17 protein-coding genes and 1 pseudogene are annotated in these 18,958 nt (G+C 73.7%); 9 read left to right on the forward strand and 9 right to left on the reverse strand.

Features of this window, described 5'->3' with window-relative positions:
• Positions 1-132 precede the first annotated feature (132 nt).
• Positions 133-1,323, forward strand: a complete 1,191-nt coding sequence (locus V7E45_RS27355) for a zinc-dependent alcohol dehydrogenase (protein WP_333776869.1) — start codon at positions 133-135, stop codon at positions 1,321-1,323.
• A 54-nt stretch (positions 1,324-1,377) separates the two neighbouring features.
• Here the strand turns inward: V7E45_RS27355 and V7E45_RS27360 are convergent, their stop codons facing one another.
• Positions 1,378-2,442: an ATP-dependent DNA ligase gene (locus tag V7E45_RS27360; protein WP_333776870.1), complete on the reverse strand. Its 1,065-nt coding sequence runs from the start codon at positions 2,440-2,442 to the stop codon at positions 1,378-1,380.
• A 73-nt stretch (positions 2,443-2,515) separates the two neighbouring features.
• Between V7E45_RS27360 and ligD the strand changes: the two genes are divergently transcribed.
• Positions 2,516-3,556, forward strand: a complete 1,041-nt coding sequence (ligD, locus tag V7E45_RS27365) for a non-homologous end-joining DNA ligase (RefSeq protein ID WP_333776871.1) — start codon at positions 2,516-2,518, stop codon at positions 3,554-3,556.
• A 3-nt stretch (positions 3,557-3,559) separates the two neighbouring features.
• On the opposite strand, the gene V7E45_RS27370 is transcribed toward ligD, so the two are convergent.
• Positions 3,560-5,686, reverse strand: coding sequence for a HEAT repeat domain-containing protein (locus V7E45_RS27370; protein WP_333776872.1), 2,127 nt, complete (start codon positions 5,684-5,686; stop codon positions 3,560-3,562).
• 214 nt (positions 5,687-5,900) lie between these two features.
• Here V7E45_RS27370 and V7E45_RS27375 point away from each other — a divergent pair, with 214 nt between their 5' ends.
• Positions 5,901-6,953, forward strand: a complete 1,053-nt coding sequence (locus V7E45_RS27375) for a LacI family DNA-binding transcriptional regulator (protein ID WP_333776873.1) — start codon at positions 5,901-5,903, stop codon at positions 6,951-6,953.
• Positions 6,954-6,984: 31 nt separating this feature from the next.
• Here V7E45_RS27375 and V7E45_RS27380 read toward each other — a convergent pair whose 3' ends face one another.
• Positions 6,985-7,776, reverse strand: a complete 792-nt coding sequence (locus V7E45_RS27380) for a VOC family protein (protein ID WP_333776874.1) — start codon at positions 7,774-7,776, stop codon at positions 6,985-6,987.
• A 293-nt stretch (positions 7,777-8,069) separates the two neighbouring features.
• Between V7E45_RS27380 and V7E45_RS27385 the strand changes: the two genes are divergently transcribed.
• Positions 8,070-8,315 carry a WhiB family transcriptional regulator gene (locus tag V7E45_RS27385; RefSeq protein ID WP_333776875.1) on the forward strand — a complete coding sequence of 82 codons (246 nt, stop codon included), beginning with the start codon at positions 8,070-8,072 and terminating at the stop codon, positions 8,313-8,315.
• 42 nt (positions 8,316-8,357) lie between these two features.
• Here V7E45_RS27385 and V7E45_RS27390 read toward each other — a convergent pair whose 3' ends face one another.
• The 4 genes from V7E45_RS27390 to V7E45_RS27405 all read right to left on the reverse strand — a co-directional run bounded on the left by V7E45_RS27390 (position 8,358) and on the right by V7E45_RS27405 (position 12,868).
• Positions 8,358-9,332 (reverse strand): acyl-ACP desaturase, encoded by a 975-nt coding sequence (locus V7E45_RS27390; RefSeq protein WP_333776876.1) that lies wholly within the window; start codon positions 9,330-9,332, stop codon positions 8,358-8,360.
• A 257-nt stretch (positions 9,333-9,589) separates the two neighbouring features.
• Positions 9,590-10,366, reverse strand: coding sequence for a dimethylargininase (gene ddaH / locus V7E45_RS27395; RefSeq protein WP_333776877.1), 777 nt, complete (start codon positions 10,364-10,366; stop codon positions 9,590-9,592).
• A gap of 136 nt (positions 10,367-10,502) precedes the next feature.
• Positions 10,503-12,128 carry an ABC-F family ATP-binding cassette domain-containing protein gene (locus tag V7E45_RS27400; protein WP_333776878.1) on the reverse strand — a complete coding sequence of 542 codons (1,626 nt, stop codon included), beginning with the start codon at positions 12,126-12,128 and terminating at the stop codon, positions 10,503-10,505.
• Between the two features lie 323 nt (positions 12,129-12,451).
• Positions 12,452-12,868 carry an SsgA family sporulation/cell division regulator gene (locus V7E45_RS27405; protein WP_333776879.1) on the reverse strand — a complete coding sequence of 139 codons (417 nt, stop codon included), beginning with the start codon at positions 12,866-12,868 and terminating at the stop codon, positions 12,452-12,454.
• 204 nt (positions 12,869-13,072) lie between these two features.
• Between V7E45_RS27405 and V7E45_RS27410 the strand changes: the two genes are divergently transcribed.
• Positions 13,073-14,176, forward strand: a complete 1,104-nt coding sequence (locus tag V7E45_RS27410; RefSeq protein ID WP_443056242.1) for a WD40/YVTN/BNR-like repeat-containing protein — start codon at positions 13,073-13,075, stop codon at positions 14,174-14,176.
• 107 nt (positions 14,177-14,283) lie between these two features.
• Positions 14,284-14,622: a plasmid stabilization protein gene (locus tag V7E45_RS27415; protein ID WP_333776880.1), complete on the forward strand. Its 339-nt coding sequence runs from the start codon at positions 14,284-14,286 to the stop codon at positions 14,620-14,622.
• Between the two features lie 28 nt (positions 14,623-14,650).
• On the opposite strand, the gene V7E45_RS27420 is transcribed toward V7E45_RS27415, so the two are convergent.
• Positions 14,651-14,947 carry a YciI family protein gene (locus V7E45_RS27420; protein ID WP_333776881.1) on the reverse strand — a complete coding sequence of 99 codons (297 nt, stop codon included), beginning with the start codon at positions 14,945-14,947 and terminating at the stop codon, positions 14,651-14,653.
• A gap of 61 nt (positions 14,948-15,008) precedes the next feature.
• On the opposite strand from V7E45_RS27420, the gene V7E45_RS27425 reads away from it, so the two are divergent.
• Positions 15,009-15,758 (forward strand): endonuclease V, encoded by a 750-nt coding sequence (locus V7E45_RS27425; RefSeq protein ID WP_333776882.1) that lies wholly within the window; start codon positions 15,009-15,011, stop codon positions 15,756-15,758.
• A 478-nt stretch (positions 15,759-16,236) separates the two neighbouring features.
• Positions 16,237-16,374: pseudogene (mmpA, locus tag V7E45_RS40710) on the forward strand (morphogenic membrane protein MmpA); the annotation flags it as partial.
• Between the two features lie 27 nt (positions 16,375-16,401).
• On the opposite strand, the gene V7E45_RS27430 reads toward mmpA, so the two are convergent.
• A complete protein-coding gene (locus V7E45_RS27430) occupies positions 16,402-17,580 on the reverse strand; it encodes a saccharopine dehydrogenase family protein (RefSeq protein WP_333776883.1) in 1,179 nt (392 codons plus the stop codon).
• Between the two features lie 203 nt (positions 17,581-17,783).
• On the opposite strand from V7E45_RS27430, the gene V7E45_RS27435 reads away from it, so the two are divergent.
• Positions 17,784-18,956 carry a CaiB/BaiF CoA transferase family protein gene (locus V7E45_RS27435; RefSeq protein ID WP_333776884.1) on the forward strand — a complete coding sequence of 391 codons (1,173 nt, stop codon included), beginning with the start codon at positions 17,784-17,786 and terminating at the stop codon, positions 18,954-18,956.
• Positions 18,957-18,958 lie beyond the last annotated feature (2 nt).

Raw genomic sequence — 18,958 nt, forward strand, 5'->3', positions numbered from 1 at the left:
GGGCCGGGGTGCGGCGACGTCGTGGCGGGGCGGTGGTTGACCGCGGGCGGGTACGGGTACCCGGGGCGCTATCGCAAACCGGGCGTGCCTGGGCGAATCGGCGCGCCACAGTGACCAAGGGAGCGCGACCCCATGAAGGCAGTCACCTGGCAGGGCAGGCGGGACGTGCGGGTGGAGGACGTGCCCGACCCGCGCATCGAGGAGCCCACCGACGCCGTCATCCGCATCACGTCCAGCGGGCTGTGCGGTTCCGACCTGCACCTGTACGAGGTGCTCACCCCATTCATGACCCCGGGTGACATCCTCGGCCACGAACCGATGGGCATCGTCGAGGAGGTCGGCCCCGGCGTCCCCGACCTGGCGGTGGGCGACCGTGTCGTGGTGCCGTTCCAGATCGCCTGCGGCAACTGCTGGATGTGCCTGACCGGGCTGCCCACCCAGTGCGAGACGACCCAGGTCACCGGCGAGGGCATGGGCGCCCCGCTGTTCGGCTACACCCGCCTGTACGGTGCGGTGCCCGGCGCGCAGGCCGAGTACCTGCGTGTCCCGCAGGCGCAGTTCGGACCGATCAAGGTGCCCGAGGGCCCGTCCGACGACCGCTTCGTCTACCTCTCCGACGTCCTGCCCACCGCCTGGCAGGCCTTCGAGTACGCCTCCGTCCCGCCCGGCGGCAGCCTCGCCGTCCTCGGCCTCGGGCCCATCGGCGACATGGCCTGCCGTATCGCGCTGGCCCGCGGCGCCGAGCAGGTGTTCGGCGTCGACCTGGTGCCCGAGCGGCTCGCCCGGGCCAACCGGCGCGGTGTGCGCACCTACGACATCAGGGCCTTCGACAGCGAGAAGGAGCTGGTCCGGGCGATCCACGACGAGACCAGCGGGCGGGGCCCGGACGCCGTGATCGACGCCGTCGGCACCGAGGCGCACGGCAGCCACGCCGCCAAGCTCGCCCAGACCGCCTCCGCCATGCTGCCGCGCAAGATCAGCGGGCCCCTCGCCGAACGCTTCAGCGTCGACCGGCTCGGCGCCCTCCACATGGCCATCGACCTGGTGCGGCGGGGCGGCACCATCTCGCTCAGCGGCGTGTACGGCGGCATGGCAGACCCGCTGCCCCTGCTCACCCTCTTCGACAAGCAGATCCAGCTGCGCATGGGCCAGGCGAACGTCCGCCGGTGGAGCGACGAGATCCTGCCCTACCTCACCGACGAGGATCCGCTCGGCGTCGACGACTTCGCCACGCACCGGCTGCCGCTCTCCGAGGCGCCGCACGCCTACGAGATGTTCCAGCGCAAGCAGGAGGGCGCGATCAAGATCCTGATGCAGCCCTGAGCCTGCCTCCGTGAGCCGGGGCGGTCCCGGCGAGGTTTGCCCGGGAACGGCCCTTTAGGAGCCCAGGATCTCGCCGAGGTCGTAGCGCACGGGCTCCTCCAGCTGGGCGTACGTGCAGCTCTCCGCCGTCCGGTCCGGGCGCCAGCGGCGGAAGCGCGCCGTGTGCCGGAAGCGGGCGCCGTTCTCCATGTGGTCGTAGGCCACCTCGGCGACCCGCTCCGGCCGCAGCGGCACCCACGACAGGTCCTTCTTGCCCGACCAGCGGCTCGGCGCCCCAGGCAGCCGGGCCGTCTCGTGGGCCGCCTCGTCCCCCCAAGCCGCCCACGGGTGGCCGCCCACCTCCTCCATCCGCAGCGGCTCCAGCTCCTCGATCAGCTCCGCGCGCCGCTTCATCGGGAACGCCGCCGACACTCCCACGTGCTGGAGGGCGCCCCGGTCGTCGTACAGGCCGAGCAGCAGCGAACCGACCACCGGGCCGCTCTTGTGGAAGCGGTAGCCCGCCACCACGACGTCCGCCGTCCGCTCGTGCTTGATCTTGAACATGGCCCGCTCGTCCTGCAGATAGCGCAACGTCAGCGGCTTGGCCACGACCCCGTCCAGCCCGGCCCCCTCGTACTGCTCGAACCACCGCCGCGCCAGCTCCGTGTCCGTGGTCGCCGGTGCCACGTGCACCGGTGTGCCGGCCCCCGACAACTCCCGCTCCAGCAGGGCCCGCCGCTCCGTGAGCGGTGCCTCCACCAGCGAACGGTCACCCAGCGCCAGCACGTCGAACGCGACGAAGGACGCCGGGGTCCGTTCGGCCAGCGTCCGCACCCGGGAGTCCGCCGGATGGATCCGCTCGGTCAGCGCGTCGAAGTCCAGCCGTCCCTCCCGGGCGATCACGATCTCCCCGTCCAGCACGCACCGCTCCGGTACCCGCTCCTGCAACGCCGCGACCAGCTCGGGGAAGTACCTGGTCAGCGGCTTGCCGGTACGGCTGCCCAGCTCCACCTCGGCGCCGTCGCGGAACACGATGGCCCGGAACCCGTCCCACTTCGCCTCGTAGTGCATCCCGGGCGGGATCTTCGCCACCGACTTGGCGAGCATGGGCTTCACGGGCGGCATCACCGGCAGATCCATGGCTCGATTCTGCGCGCATACCCCGGCCGCCGCCCGGTGTGCGCACGGTGCCGGCTGCGCCTACCGTGGCCGCATGGGTGACGCGGTGGAACTGGAAGTGGCCGGCCGGACCGTACGCCTGTCCAGCCCGGACAAGGTCTTCTTCCCCGAGCGCGGATTCACCAAGCTGGACCTGGCCCGGTACTACGCCGCCGTGGGCCCCGGCATCCTGCGCGCCCTGCGTGACCGCCCCACCACCCTCGAACGCTACCCCGACGGTGTCGGCGGCGAGTGGTTCTACCAGAAGCGCGCGCCCAAGGGCATGCCCGACTGGATCCCGACGGCCCACATCACCTTTCCCAGCGGCCGCAGCGCCGACGAGATGTGCCCCACGGAGGAGGCCGCCGTCGTGTGGGCCGCCCAGTACGGCACGCTCACCTTCCACCCGTGGCCGGTGCGCCGCACCGAGGTCGACCACCCCGACGAACTCCGCATCGACCTCGACCCGCAGCCCGGCACCGACTACGCCGACGCCGTCCGCGCCGCCCACGAACTGCGCGAGGTGCTGCACGAGTACGGCGGTCTGCGCGGCTGGCCGAAGACCTCCGGCGGCCGGGGCCTGCACGTCTTCGTCCCCATCGAACCGCGCTGGACCTTCACCCAGGTGCGGCGCGCCGCGATCGCGGTCGGCCGGGAGATGGAACGCCGGATGCCCGAGCAGGTCACCATCAAGTGGTGGAAGGAGGAACGCGGTGAGCGCATCTTCCTGGACTACAACCAGACCGCCCGCGACCGCACCATCGCCTCCGCCTACTCCGTGCGGCCCCGCCCGCACGCCCCTGTCTCGGCGCCCCTGCGCTGGGAGGAGGTCGGCGAGGCCCACCCCCGCGACTTCGACCTCGCCACCATGCCGGCCCGCTTCGCCGAACTCGGCGACGTGCACGCCGACATGGACGACCACGCCTACTCCCTGGAAGCACTGCTGGAGCTGGCCACCCGCGACGAACACGACCACGGTCTGGGCGACCTGCCGTACCCCCCGGAGTACCCGAAGATGCCGGGCGAGCCGAAACGCGTCCAGCCGAGCCGGGCCCGCCGGGAGGGCACGGGCTCCCGGCGGGAGGGCACGGCCTGAGGTCTATCCGCCGGCTCCGGCGACGATCCGCCGGCAGTCCGCCAGCAGGGCCACGTCCGCGGCGACGTCGTAGCGCATGTTGCCCCGGGAGCCGTTGTTGTTGTGGCGGCGGGGTGAGGCCAGCTCGGCGCGTATCAGGGGCAGGGCCTCGGCCGCGGCGGCGCCCATCTCCCTCAGACAGGCGGCCATGGTGGGGCGTTCCGTCGGGGTGACCGGCCACTGGTCGAGGAGCACGGGCAGGACGTCCTCCGGGTTCCCGGTGATCCGCCACAGGGCGACGGCCGAGCGGGCGGGGCTGTGGTCGGCCGCGATCAGCCCCCGCAGCCGGGGAGCGAGGCGAGCGCCGGCCGGGCCGAGCGCCTCGGTCAGGCGTATCGCGGCGGACCACTGCCACCACGTCGGCGCCGACAGGGCGTCGTCGACCACCGGCAGGACCGCCTCCGCGTCGCCCGTCAGCGACCACAGGGCCTCGGCGACATGGATCCGGTGCGGGTCCGCCAGGGCGCCGTCCCGCCACAGCCGGCCAACGAGCGGGGCGGCCTCGGCCGCGCGCGGGCCGTACCGGGACAGGGCGCGCAGCACCTCCTCCGTCGTGCGGACCCGCTCGGCGTCGCCCAGGATCCCCAGGAGCAGGGGCACCGACTCCTCGTGCCCGAGGGCGCCCAGCGCCCGGACGAGGTGGTCCAGGTCGGCGCCCGTCGTGCGGTGGTCCGGTTCGGCGAGCCGGCCGTGCAGGACCGGGACGAGCGGAGCCGCCGCCTCGGGGCCGAGTGCCTCGATCCACCGGGACAGGCGCTCGGGTATCTCCACCACCTCCAGGATGTGGGTGAGTGCCGGCACGATCCGGTCGTCGCCCTGCAGGGCCAGCACCTCGAAGGCCATGCCGACGGCCAGCTCCCGGAACGGCGTGCCGGTCTCCGGCGGACGGCTCTCCCAGCTCTCCAGGTAGGCCGCCACCGCCTCGGACACCCGGTGTGCGGCGGGTGCCAGGTACCGCAGTTCGGACAGCACCTCCTTCTGCAGGCGCAGATCGTCGTCGGCGAGCAGCCGGGCCAGCGCCAGCAGCGGCTCGTCGTCGGGGGCCCGCCAACCGGTGAGCAGCCGTCCCGCCATGCCGACGGCATGCCTGCGCCGGCGGAGGCTCGGACTGCCCAACTGGCCCACCAGGAGCGGGAAGCGCACGTCGACGCGGTCGCCCAGCGCCGTGTGCAGTTCGTCGAGCAGCTCCGCCGTGTCGTCGAGGCCCAGGCTGCGGCGGTGCTCCGCCTCCAGTTCGCGCACCTGGGAGACGAGGGTGTCGGTGCGCGGCCGCTCCGGCGCGGCCGGCGGCGGGCCCAGTTCGTCCGCCTCCCGGGCCAGCCGCATCACGTCCAGTGCGATACCGGCCGCGTCCGGCGGGAGTTCACCGGGCGCGCAGCGCGCCAGCCGGGCCAGCGCCGTCATCCGCAGCTGAGGATCGGGGGTCCCTGACACCAGGTCCCGCAGCACCCGGGCCACCTCGGCGCCCAGGTCGGCCGGATGCCGCAGGGCCAGGGTGCCCAGGGCGCGCGCCAGCGACCTCGCCGCGCCGGGGTCGGTCTCCGCCGGCACACGCGCGCACAGGGCGCCGAACACCCGCACCGGGTCCGGGTGCAGCCGGGCGAGCGCGCCCGGTACGGCGGCGCGCACCCCGGGATCCGGGTCGGCGAGCAGCCCGAGGAAGGTCCCGGCGCGCTCACGGACCATGTCCCGCGCCACGAAGAAGTGCCTCAGCCACTCCTCGTGCCGGTCCTCGTCGAACTCGCCGGCGTACTCGTCCTCTTCGGTGTCCCCCTGGGCTCCCTGGTACCCCTCGGCCCCGTCGTCCTCCTCCGAGGCGTGCGCGATGCTGCACAGCAGACCGATCACCGCGCCCCGGTCGCCGATCGACGGATTCGCGATCAGCTCGAACAGGAAGGGGACGCACGCCACCGTGCTGTCGTAGACGTCCCCTTGGTGGTGCACCGCGCCGTACATGCCGTCCAGCGCGATCTCCCGGCGCACCGGATCATCCGACGCCAGCCCCCACAGCAGCTCCGGCACATCGGTCGCCGACTGCGTGTACGCGTGCCCCATCGACGCCCAGTCGACGTCGTCGATCCCCCTGAACACCCTGCCTCCCCGTGGTCCGTGGCACCTGTCCCGCCACTGGTTCACAGAATGCAGCACGGCACTGACAACGGGCCGGTCCTGTGGACAACGGGCCTGTGGACAAAGGTCCTGTGGACGACGGGCCGGTGTGTGTGGCGCACCCCTTTTTCCGGGCCGTACGGCCGCACGGTGGCGCGGTTATCCTGATCGCCAGCCGCCGATGAGGAGTCCCGAAGTGACCGAGGCAGTGTCGCGTCCCACGCTGGAGGCCGTGGCCGCGCGGGCCGGGGTGTCCCGGGCCACCGTGTCACGGGTCGTCAACGGCGGGGACGGCGTGCGGGAGCCGCTGGCCGAACGGGTCCGGCGGGCGGTCGAGGAACTCGGCTACGTGCCGAACCAGGCCGCGCGCAGTCTGGTGACCAAGCGGCACGACGCCGTCGCCGTCGTCATCGCCGAACCGGAGGCGCGGGTCTTCGCCGACCCCTTCTTCGCGTTGCAACTGCGCGGCATCAGCAAGGAGCTGACGGCCCACGACAACCAGCTCGTGCTGCTGCTCACCGAGGGCCGCGCCGACCACGCGCGCGTGGCCCGCTATCTCGCCGGAGGTCATGTCGACGGCGCGCTCGTCTTCTCCCTCCACCTCGACGACCCGCTGCCCGGCCTGATCCGGAAGGCGGGCGTGCCCACGGTGTTCGGCGGCCGTCCCGACTGGAGTGACGGCGGCCCCGGCCCGGTGTACGTCGACAGCGACAACCGGGGCGGCGCCCGCGAGGCGGTGCGTCACCTCGTGGGCCTCGGCCGGACCCGCGTCGCGCACATCACCGGAGCGCTGGACCAGACCTCGGCGGTGGACCGGCTCGACGGCTACCGGGACGTCATGGGCGACGCCGATCCCCGGCTCGTGGTGGAGAGCGACTTCACCCCGGGCGGCGGTGAACGCGCCATGCGGGAACTGCTCGACCGCTGCCCCGACGTGGACGCGGTGTTCGCCGCCAACGACCTGACCGCGCTCGGGGCCCTGCGCGTGCTGCGCGAGCACGGCAGGCGCGTACCGGACGACGTGGCCGTGATCGGCTTCGACGACGTGCTGCCCGTCGCCGAGCAGGCCGAGCCGCCGCTGACGACGGTCCGTCAGGACATAGAGGAGATGGGCCGGCTGATGGCCCGCCTGCTGCTGCGCGGGCCGGGCGGCGGACCGGCCGGCGGGACGTCCGGCGCGGCCCCGGCCGAGGCGGCCGGCACCGGCGTCGTCCTGCCGACCACGCTGGTACGGCGCGCGTCCGCCTGAGCACGGGGGCGGCGAGCGGCGCCTCGGCGGCTCAGCCCTGCAGCGCCTCGCTCCTGATCACCGCGAAGCGGACGCCGTACGGGTCGGCGAGCCTGGCCATGCGGCCCACGCCCGCCACGGTCGTCGCCGGCATGCGCACCGTGCCGCCCAGCCGCTGGGCCTTCTCGACGACGGCGTCGGTCTCCTCGACGGCGAAGTACGGCAGCCAGTAGGGGCCCGCCGCCGCTTCCGTCGGGTCGTCGGCCAGCGGGACCATCCCGCCGAACATCGCGTCCTCGCCGGCACCGCTCGGGTTGACGCACGTGTACGTGCCGCCCGGGAACGGCACGCCCGAGGTCTCCAGCCCCAGCACGCGGTGGTAGAAGGCCGCGGCCGCCGCGATGTCCGCCGTGTACAGCTCGACCCAGCACAGCGCGCCCGGTTCGTCCGCCACGTCCACGCCCTTGGTCCGCCCGGGCTGCCAGATGCCGAACCGCACGCCGGCCTGGTCGGCCAGGACCGCCATGTGCCCCTGGCCCATCACGTCGACGGGCGGGAACAGCACGCGGCCGTGCGCCTGTTCGGCGGCCTCGGCGGTGGCCCGCGCGTCCTGGCTCTGGAAGTACACCGTCCAGGCCGGCGGCCCCTGGTCCGGGCCGGTCTGCATGCCGCCGGCGACGGTCCGGCCGTCCAGCTGGAAGAAGCCGTAGCCACCGGCGTCCGGCCCCGCCGACTCGAACCGCCAGCCGAAGAGACCGCCGTAGAAGGCGAGAGCGCCGTCGAGGTCGGGGGTGGCGACGTCGAGCCAGTTGGGCGCGCCGTCGACGAAACGGGTGGTGAGCATCATCGCCCTCCTTGAAAGGGGGCCCGCGGGACGGGTCCGGTCCTCTGCACCGCCGAGTCTGGCACCCCCCACCGACAACCGCGTGACAGGTGCCCCCGCGCGCCGCGCCGAACCGGCCCTGTCACCCCCGCGGATCTCGCGTCGGATCTCGCCGTCGGTTCCCGTTCGGTCCCGCGCGCCGCCGTGCCCCGCCCTGCTCTCAGGGAGCATCATCGGGTCGGCCGGGGGCTCGGGCCCGCGCCGTTGATCCGGCGTTGATCGAACGTTTTTCGGCGCACGGCACGATCCTTGCCATGCAGCTCGAAACGATCACTCCGGCCGGCATCGCCTGGCAGACGCAGGCCCTGTGCGCGCAGACCGGGGCCGACTTCTTCTTCCCCGAGCCCGGCAGCTCGGTGCGCGAGGCGAAGCGCATCTGCGGCATGTGCGAGATGCGCTCGGCCTGCCTCGACTACGCGCTCGACAACGACGAACGCTTCGGCGTCTGGGGCGGCCTCTCCGAGAAGGAACGGCTCGCCCTGCGCCGCACGTCGCGCTGACCCGCCCCGCTCACCACCGCGGGGCCGGGCCGATTCCCCAGGTCAGCGCTCGCCGCGGGCGGCCATCCGGGCCTTGCGGGCGGCCAGCCGCTCGTCGAACTTGAGGGCCTCGGCGTCCAGACCGCCCAGGAACAGCCCCAGCTCCTCCTGCGCCTGACGGCCCTCCGGGCCCAGGCCGTCGATCTCCATGACCTTCAGGAAGCGCAGCACGGGCTGCAGGACGTCGTCGTGGTGGATGCGCAGGTTGTAGACCTCGCCGATCGCCATCTGCGCGGCGGCCCGCTCGAAGCCGGGGATGCCGTGGCCGGGCATGCGGAAGTCGACCACGACGTCACGGACCGCCTGCATGGTCAGGTCGGGGGCGAGCTCGAAGGCGGCCTTCAGCAGGTTGCGGTAGAAGACCATGTGCAGGTTCTCGTCGGTCGCGATGCGCGCCAGCATCCGGTCGCAGACCGGGTCGCCCGACTGGTGGCCGGTGTTGCGGTGCGAGATGCGGGTGGCCAGTTCCTGGAAGGCGACGTAGGCGACCGAGTGCAGCATGGAGTGCCGGTTGTCGGACTCGAAGCCTTCGCTCATGTGGGACATGCGGAACTGCTCCAGCTTGTCCGGGTCCACCGCGCGCGAGGTGAGCAGGTAGTCGCGCATCACGATGCCGTGCCGGCCCTCCTCGGCCGTCCAGCGGTGCACCCAGGTGCCCCAGGCGCCGTCGCGGCCGAACAGCGAGGCGATCTCGTGGTGGTAGCTGGGCAGGTTGTCCTCGGTCAGCAGGTTTACCACGAGGGCGATTCGGCCGATCTCCGTGACCTTGGAGTGCTCCTTCTCCCACGCCTGCCCGTCCTCGAACAGGCCCGGGAAGTTGCGGCCGTCGCTCCAGGGCACGTACTCGTGCGGCATCCAGTCCTTGGCGACCTTCAGATGCCGGTTCAGCTCGTTCTCGACCACTTCCTCCAGGGCGTGCAGCAGCTTCGCGTCGGTCCAGACGGACGGGCTGCCGAGGTGAGGGGAGGTGATCGTCACGGGAACTCCAGGGGGACGCCGAGCGGAGGGGGAGGAAGAGAGAAGAGAACGAGGGCACGAGCGGAAACGGACGGTCCGGCGAGCGGTGCCGGGAAACCTACGAGATCGTAGGCTACGAAGCCGTAGGTTACGAAGCCGTAGGTTAAGGTCGCCGTAAAGATTGCTGATCAGCGGGTGCGGCCGCGACTTCCCCGGGCGTCCCGAACAGCCCCGAGACCCGCAGGTCCCGGGGCTGCCCCAGTGACGGGATCACCCGGTCAGGCGTACAACTCCCGCATCCGCACCGAGAGACACGTCACACATCCTTCGAGCTTCTCGAACTCGCCGATGTCCACCGTGACCACCTCGTGCCCGAGGTCGGTCAGCAGCTCCGCCGTCCGCGGGGCGCTCGCCGCCATCAGCACCCGGTGGCCGCCGAGCAGCACCACGTGCGCGCCGGACTCCTCCGGCACCGACAGGAACCGGGGGAACAGCGAGGGCCGGTCGACATGCGGGATGTGCCCGATGACGGTCCCGTCCGGCAGCGCGGTGACCGCCGACTTCAGGTGCAGCACCTTGCTCACGGGTACGGCCACCACCCGCGCGCCGAGCGGCTCGAAGGCGGCCCGTACCTGCTGCACCCCCGCCGCGTTGGTGCGCCCGCCGCGGCCGACGTACACGGTGTCACCGACCTTCAGCACGTCACCGCCGTCCAGGGTGCCCGGCTCCCACACCCAGTTCACCGAGCAGCCGAGCCGGGCCACCGCCTCCTCCACGCCGGCGGTCTCCGCGCGCCGGGACTCGGCGCCGGGCCGGGCGATGAGCGCCACGTTCCGGTACATCACGACGGTGTCCTCCACGAACACCGAGTCCGGGCAGTCGTACTCCGGGTCGACCTCGATCGTCTCCCAGCCGTGCGCGCCGAGCGCCTCGACGTAGGCCTCCCACTGCTCGACGGCGAGGTCCGGGTCGACCTTCTCCCGCTCGACGTGCGTCACCAGGCCCTCGGCGAGGCGCGGGCTGGGACGGCGGACGAGGGCCTTCTTGCTGGGCACGAGGGACCTTTCGAATCGGCGGTGCGGTCCGGCGCCGGTCGAGCGGCGCCGGTCCGCCATCATGCAGTGCGCCCGGGCCGGGACAAAACCCTCGTGGCCCGGCTGTGCCCCACCCGCAACACCCCCGCCGCCCCGGTCAGGCCGGGTCGGCGAGCGTGCCGGGCGTGGTCTCCCTCAGCTCTCCTTCCTCCATCAGCAGCCACCGGGTGATGCCGATGGACTCCAGGAACGGCAGATCGTGACTGGCGACCAGCAGGGCGCCCTCGTACGACTCCAGGGCCGTGACCAGCTGCCGGACGCTGGCCATGTCGAGGTTGTTGGTCGGCTCGTCCAGCAGGAGCAGTTGGGGTGCGGGATCGGCGAGCATCAGGGCGGCCAGGGCCGCCCGGAAGCGCTCGCCGCCGGAGAGCGTCCCGGCCCGCTGGTCGGCCCGGGCGCCCCGGAACAGGAAGCGCGCGAGCCGCGCCCGGACGCGGTTGTTGGTCGCGCCGGGCGCGAACCGGGCCACGTTCTCGGCGACCGTCAACTCGTCGTCCAGCACGTCCAGGCGCTGCGGCAGGAAACGCGCCGGGACGTGCGTCAGAGCCTCGCCGGACACCGCGGCCAGCTCCCCGGCGACGGTCCGCAGCAGGGTCGTCTTGCCGGCGCCGTTGCGTCCGACGAGCGCGATCCGCTCCGGCCCGCGCAGGTCGAGGATGCCCTCGACGCGCGCCCCGTGGGCCATCCGGAGCTTCTCCAGGGTGAGCACCTGCCGGCCGGGCGGTACGGCCGTGTACGGCAGGTCGACGCGGATCTCGTCGTCGTCCCGTACGGCGTCCACCGCCTCGTCCAGCCGGTCCCTGGCCTCGGCGAGTCTCTCCTCGTGCATGATGCGGTGCTTGCCCGCGGACTCCTGGGCGGCGCGTTTGCGTGCCCCCATGACGATCTTGGGCTCGCGTTTCTGCTCGTACATCTTCTGCCCGTACCGCTTGCGGCGGGCCAGTTTGACCTGGGCGTCGGCGAGTTCGCGCTTCTGCTTGCGCACGTCCGCCTCGGCGACCCGGAGCGTCCGTTCGGCCGCCTCCTGCTCGACGGCGAGGGCCTCCTCGTAGGCCGAGAAGTTGCCGCCGTACCAGGTGACCTCGCCGGCCCGCAGCTCGGCGATCTGGTCGACCAGGTCCAGGAGTTCGCGGTCGTGGCTGACCACGACGAGCACCCCGGACCAGGAGGCGACGGCCGCGTACAGGCGCCGGCGCGCGTACAGGTCGAGGTTGTTGGTGGGCTCGTCCAGCAGCAGTACGTCGGGCCGGCGCAGCAGCAGCGCGGCCAGGCGCAGCAGCACCGACTCGCCGCCGGAGACCTCGCCGACGGTGCGGTCCAGTCCGATGTGGCCGAGACCGAGTTCGCCGAGGGTGGCCAGGGCGCGCTCCTCGACGTCCCAGTCGTCGCCGAGGGTCTCGAAGTGCTCCGCGGACGCGTCGCCCGCCTCGATGGCGTGCAGCGCGGCCCGCCGGGCGGCGATGCCGAGGGCCTCGTCGACCCGGAGGGTGGTGTCGAGGGTGACGTTCTGCGGCAGGTGGCCGATCTCGCCGGTCACCTTGACGGTGCCGTCGACGGGCGTGAGCTCGCCCGCGATCAGCTTCAACAGGGTCGACTTCCCCGACCCGTTGACGCCGACGAGTCCCGTCCGGCCGGGGCCGAAGGCGATGTCGAGGCCGTCGAGGACGGGGGTGCCGTCGGGCCAGGCGAAGGACAGGGAGGTGCAGGAGAGGGAAGATGACATACAGGCCTCGCGGTTGCCGGGTGCGGTCTGGCGGACGCGTGTCGAGACACCGCGAGGCGGGAACCGGAGGGCCTGGGGCACGGAGGGGGCCAGGAGGGCCGAAAAGGCCATGAAAAAGGGCCTGTGCCGAAGGACTGCTCGGACGCCGAGGTCGAACGCCACGCACACCTCACCGGTGTGAACGCGGTGTCTCAAGACCTCAGACGAGCAACGTCCTTCTCCAATCGGCGACAACAGGACCTTGTACAAGGTACGAGCGTCGCCGCGAGAGTGTCAACGCGATTGATCGCGGACCGGGGGCCGGCGAGGGGCCGGCGCGTGCGTCAGCAGGCGTCCCGCATCAGCTCGGCCAGGTCGTGGTCGAGGTCCAGCTGGAGGTGTTCGAGGCCGACGGGCACCAGGCTGCCGGTTGCCTCCAGGAAGCGGCGTATCTCGCCGGAGCGCACGTGCACGATCGCGGTGCCCTCGGGCGCGTGGAACTCCAGCACGGTGCGGTCGTAGCCGTACGGCCGCACGCGCACGTCGCCGTGCCCCTCGGGGCCCTGAAGCCCGTCCGTCAGCAGCTCGCGGGAGAAGGTCCAGCAGACCTCGACGCCCTCCAGGGTGGCCGGGGCCGGGAAGGTCATGCGCACGGCGAACGGATCGCGCCGGTCGTAGGACAGCGTCGCGGGGATGGTCGGCATGCGCGGTGCGGCGGCGACGAGGCGTGCCTCTACGGACTGCTCGATGACGGTGGACAACGCCTTGCTCCCTCGTGACGGCTGGACGTATTCCCGGGTGTGAGCCCTGGCACTGGAAGAGACGACGGAATCGGCCGATCCGTGCACAGGGTGAACGAGTGACCTCGGTCACCGCGTTCCATGCATGGCCGGCATCCGCTCGCGCGGGCCCGCGCGCGGAGGTCCTCTGGACGGCGGGTGGCCGGTGGACTAGCTTCGCCCGCCATGAGGCGCTTGGGGAGCACGCGACGCGGGGGACGTTCGGGCCGGCTGGTGGCGACGGGGGTGGCGTGCGCGGCGGCGCTGACCGCGGTGGCCGTGCCGGCCGCCGAGGCGGGGCCGCTCGGGCACCGGACCGTGCACTGGGAGGCCAAGGACAGCGGCACCCCGCAGGTGCGCTTCCGCGGCCTGTCCGCCGTGGACCGCGACACCGCCTGGCTGGCCGGCACCCAGGGCACGGTGCTGCGCACCACCGACGGCGGGACGAGCTGGCGGAACGTCTCTCCGCCGGGCGCGGGCGACCTCCAGTTCCGGGACGTCGAGGCGTTCGACGCGCGCCGCGCGGTGGTGCTGGCCATCGGCGAGGGCGAGGACTCCCGCGTCTACCGGACCGACGACGGCGGCGCGACCTGGACGGAGTCCTTCCGCAACACCGACCCGAAGGCCTTCTACGACTGCATGGCCTTCTTCGACCGCCGGCACGGTCTCGCCATGAGCGACCCGGTGGACGGCAGGTTCCGCATCCTGTCCACCCGGGACGGCGGGCGCTCCTGGCGGGTGCTGCCCGCCGACGGCATGCCGGCCGCCCTCGACGGCGAGGCCGGCTTCGCGGCGAGCGGCCAGTGCCTGGTGACCTCCGGGCCGAAGGACGTATGGCTGGCGACCGGGGGCGGCGCGCACGCGCGCGTGCTGCACTCCGCCGACCGTGGCCTGAACTGGACGGCCGCCGATACCCCCGTCCCGGCGGGCGATCCGGCCAAGGGTGTCTTCGCGCTGGCCTTCCGCGACCGCACCCACGGCCTCGCCGTCGGGGGCGACTACCGCGCGGACCAGCCCTCGCCGCGGGCGGCGTCGGTCACCGACGACGGCGGTCGCAGCTGGCGCCCGGCCGCCGCCCCGCCGCCCGCCTACCGCTCCGGCGCCGCATGGTTGCCGCACAGCCGGACCGCCGCGCTCGCCGTGGGACCCGGCGGCACCGACCTGACCACCGACGCCGGCCGCACCTGGCGGACCGTCGACACCGGCTCGTACGACACCGTCGACTGCGCCCCGGACCAGGGCTGCTGGGCGTCCGGCGAGCAGGGGCGGGTGGCCCGGCTGGAACGCTGACGTAACCGCGCGGGACCCGGGTACTCGTCCCCCGCCGCGGAGGACCACCGCCGGCGCGGATCCACGACGCGGCGGACTCCTGCCGCGAGGTGACGAGAGGAGCGATCATGCCAGCCGGTTCCAGCCCCAAGCGCGAACGCCAGTACGAGCACATCAAGGAGAGCGCACAGGACCGGGGCGAGAGCACCCGTCGCGCCGAGGAGATCGCCGCGCGGACCGTGAACAAGGAACGCGCACGCGCGGGCGAGTCCAAGACCGCGAGCCGCAGCTCCACCGACGACATGTCGTCGGGCAAGCGTGGCGGCCAGCGGTCGGGCAACCGGACCGGGCCGCAGGGCCCGACCCGCGACCAGCTGTACAACGAGGCCAAGCAGCGCGGCATCGAAGGCCGGTCGCACATGAACAAGGACGAGCTGCGGCGCGCGCTGGACTCGAAGAAGAGCTGACGCCCCGGGGGCGTCGACCGCCCCGGGGTCAGCCCGGAGTCTGCCGGTGGGTTGCCAGTTCGGGTGCCGTCTTCGTGGCGATGAACTCCGTGATGCGGTACGCGCACACCCCGGCGACGACGAACGGGTCGCCCGCCGCGACCTCCTCGATACGGGCGCGGTCCTCCGCGACGGCGAGGATCACCCCGCCGTCGCGGGGGTTCTTGCGCCCGGAGGCCAGGAAGAAGCCTTTGTCGTACTGCTGGTCGAGCCAGGCGGAATGGGCCGGCAGGACGGCGTCCACGGCGTCGAGCGGGGCGGTGTAGGACAGTTCCAGTACGAACATGATCGCGACCCTACCCCCGTCGCCCGGGCGGGCGTCGGCGGTCCGTACAGTCTTGGCCATCATGACGACCGTAGGCGTACCCGAGGGCTGGCCCGCCACCGAGGAAGAGGCGCGGGCCGTACAGGACGACCTGCGCGGACGGGTGGTGCTCGACGAGCCGGGCCCGCCGCCGGGGACGGGCACGGTCACGGGGGTCGACGTCGCCTACGACGACGACCTCGACCTCGTCGCGGCGGCCGCGGTGGTGCTGGACGCAGCCACCCTGGAGGTCGTCGCCGAGACGACGGCCGTCGGCCGGATCTCCTTCCCCTACGTCCCCGGGCTGCTCGCCTTCCGCGAGATCCCGACCGTGCGCGCCGCCCTGGACGCCCTGGACCGGCCGCCGGGACTGGTCGTGTGCGACGGCTACGGACTCGCCCACCCGCGCCGCTTCGGCCTCGCCAGCCACCTCGGCGTGCTCACCGGCCTGCCGACCATGGGCGTCGCCAAGAACCCCTTCACCTTCACCCACGCCGACCCGGGCGCCGCCCGCGGCTCCTCCGCCGCCCTGCTGGCCGGCAGCGAGGAGGTGGGCCGCGCCCTGCGCACCCGGGACGGCGTCAAGCCGGTCTACGTCTCCGTCGGCCACCGGGTGAGCCTGGACAACGCGCTCGCGCACACCCTCGCGCTGACCCCCGCCTACCGGCTCCCGGAGACCACGCGCAGGGCGGACGCCCTGTGCCGGCGGGCGCTGAAGGAGGCGACCGGGGCCCGGAACCCGCTCGCCGGGCCGGCGGCGGACCCGGTACGCGGCTGGGGACGCGCACTGTAGGAGGGCCGGCGCGACCCGGTGGCCCGGGCGGGACGGGTGCTCGCGGCAGCGGCGGAGGGCCGGCCCCGGTCGCCGGAGATCGAGGCCGCCGGGGAGCCGGGCGCCGAGCCCCGGCGGTGGATCCGGGGGCGTGAGGTATTCGAACTCGTCCGCCGCGGCTCGCCGCGGCCGGGGAGCGGACCCCGGAGACGCGCCTGCTGCTGTTCCGCCTCGCGGAACTCGTCGCCAAGGTCGCCCACAACGCGGCGGGCCCCCACCGTTCTTCGACCACCACGCCGGCTGGGGCATCGGCCCCCTCGCCCACCGGCTCGCGCTCCTCGCCGACGACCGTCCCACCCGCGACCGCATCGCGAACGCCCTGGGGGAGTGGCCGCCGCCCGCCTGAGCACCCGGCGGCGCACGGCCGGCCCGCCTGAGTACCCGCTCTGAGTTATTCCTACGGATGTGCGGCCCCGGGGCGGTCGGCGGGGTGGGCCGCATGACGACACACCGTGGTGCCAGGCCGCTCGCCGACCCGGACCGGCCCGTCGAGCGGGCCGTGAACGCCGCTCTCGCGCCGGCCGTCGTCGCGGGGTTCGGCTGGACAGGCGGGATGATCTGCACCCTGGTGCGGTGGCCCCGGTGGGGACGGCGCTCGGAGCGGTCAGCGGATCGCGGCCACCCGGAAGGTGATGCCCGCCGCGCGCAGCCGCTCGGTGAGCGCGTCGCCCATGGCGACGGCCGTGGTGACCTGCCCCGCGGTCGGCGGTAGCGCGTCGAACGCCAGGGTGAGGGCCGCCTCCGCGAACATCTTCGCCGTCTCGTCGTAGCCCGGGTCGCCGCCCGCGACCTCGGTGAAGACCCGTCGCCCGCCGCCCTCGCCCACGAAGCGCACCCGGAACCAGCTCGCCGCCCGCTTCTTCGCGTCGGGCCCGTCGCCGGGCCTGAGCCGGCCGGACAGCCAGCGCCGTACCGGCGGCAGCTGCGCGGCCACCGCGACCGCGCCCACGGCGGCGGCGCCCCCCGCGGCGACCGGCAGGTGCCGGACCGCCGCGTAGTGCCGGTAGCGGAAGTCGGGTCCGTACCGCTCCAGGGCCTTCGCGGTGCGGCGCACGATCTGCGGGTCGATGGTCGGCAGCGGCAGCGCCCAGGCGCCGACCTCCGGGGCGAACCGCGGCACGCCCGCCGGCGCCGTCACCCGGCGCTCCAGCAGACGCGGCTCGTGCCGGTGGCGTTCGCGGGCCGCCGCCACGAGCTGCCGGCCGCGCGCGAACTGGTTCAGCGCCGAGGCGAGCGTGCCCCCCGAGAAGGTCGCGTCGGCGGTCACGAACCCGTCCACGGTCAGCGGCACGCCCTCCGGCAGCTGCCGGACCGTGAAGTACACGCCCAGGTCGTGCGGCACGGAGTCGAAGCCGCAGGCGTGCACCAGGCGGGCGCCGGTCTCCCGCGCGCGTGCGTCGTGCCGGACGTACGTCCGGTCCACGAACTCGGGCTCACCGGTCAGGTCGAGGTAGTCGGTGCCGGTGTCCGCGCAGGCGGCGACGAGTTCCTCGCCGTAGCTGACGTAGGGCCCCACGGTCGTGGCCACCACGCGCGCGTGCTCGGCGAGCCGGCGCAGGGAGGCCGGTTCGCCCACGTCGGCCCGCAGCACGCCGATCCCGGAGCCGCCGGGCAGCCGCTCGCGCAGCCGCCGCAGCTTCATCTCGTCCCGGCCCGCGAGCGCCCAGCGCAGGTCCTGGGGTGCGTGGGCGGCGAGGTACTCCGCCGTGAGCGTGCCGACGAAGCCGGTGGCCCCGAAGAGCACGATGTCGTAGGGACGGTCCGTCCGATTCAGCCTGCTCATGACACCCCTTCGCCCGCAGCCCGCGCCGCTGTCGGTGGCTGAGGCTAGCGTGAGGAGTGCGGACCCGCCGACGCGGCCTCGACGGTACCGGCCGGGCACTTGGCTAAGCGCTTGCTCGTTCAGGTCTTGTGCCGGGTGGAACGTGTTCTTAGCATCACTGGTGTTACAGCATTGGTGTCACACGCGCTTGGGGGCAGGACGGGATGACGACGGCAGGGACGCCGGCGACGCCGGGGCACGGTCCGCTCTCCGGCGTGCGCGTGGTGGAGCTGGCCGGCATCGGGCCCGGCCCGTTCGCCGCCATGCTCCTCGCCGACCTCGGCGCCGACGTGGTCCGGGTGGACCGCCCGGACGGCCCGGGCCTGGGCATCGACCCCGCGTACGACGTGACCAACCGCAACAAGCGCTCGGTGGTCGTCGACCTCAAGGCGCCGGACGGCCCCGCGCGCGTCCTGGACCTGGCCGGCCGGGCCGACGTCCTCATCGAGGGCTACCGGCCCGGGGTGGCCGAGCGGCTCGGCGTCGGACCCACGGCCTGCCACGCCCGCAACCCCCGTCTGGTCTACGGCCGGATGACCGGCTGGGGCCAGGACGGCCCTCTCGCCGACCGCGCCGGGCACGACGTGGCGTACATCGCCCTCACCGGCACCCTCGGCATGATCGGCCGCCCCGGCGAGCCCCCGGCCGTCCCCGCCAACCTGCTCGGCGACTACGCGGGCGGCGCCCTCTACCTCGTCGTCGGCGTCCTCGCCGCCCTGCACCACGCGCGTGAGTCCGGCACCGGCCAGGTCGTCGACGCGGCCATCGTCGACGGCACCGCACACCTGTCCGCGATGATCCACGGCATGCTGGCCGCCGGCGGCTGGCAGGACCGGCGCGGCGCCAACCTGCTGGACGGCGGCTGCCCCTACTACGGGACCTACGAGACCGCCGACGGCGGCCACATGGCGGTCGGCGCCCTGGAGGCACGCTTCTACGAGGAGTTCCTGCGCCTGCTCGGCCTGGACGACCTGGCCCCGGCCCGCGGCGACCTCACCCGCTGGGACGAACTGCGCGAGCAGGTCGCCGCCCGGTTCAAGTCCCGCACCCGCGAGGAGTGGACAGCCGTCTTCGAGGGCTCAGACGCCTGCGTGGCACCCGTCCTCTCGCTGCGCGAGGCCCCGCACCACCCGCACCTGGCCGCCCGCGGCACCTTCACCGACCACGCCGGGATCATCCAGCCGGCGCCCGCCCCCCGCTTCTCCGCGACCCCGACCCGTGTCCGCAGCGGCCCGGTCCTGCCGGGCGCCGGCGCGGACACGGTGGCGCGGGACTGGGGGATACCCGACCTCGCCCCCGACCTCGCCCCCGGCGAGCCGGCCGGCGACGGCGCCTGACC

The organism is Streptomyces sp. IBSBF 3136 (assembly GCF_036815105.1).
Taxonomy (GTDB): domain Bacteria; phylum Actinomycetota; class Actinomycetes; order Streptomycetales; family Streptomycetaceae; genus Streptomyces.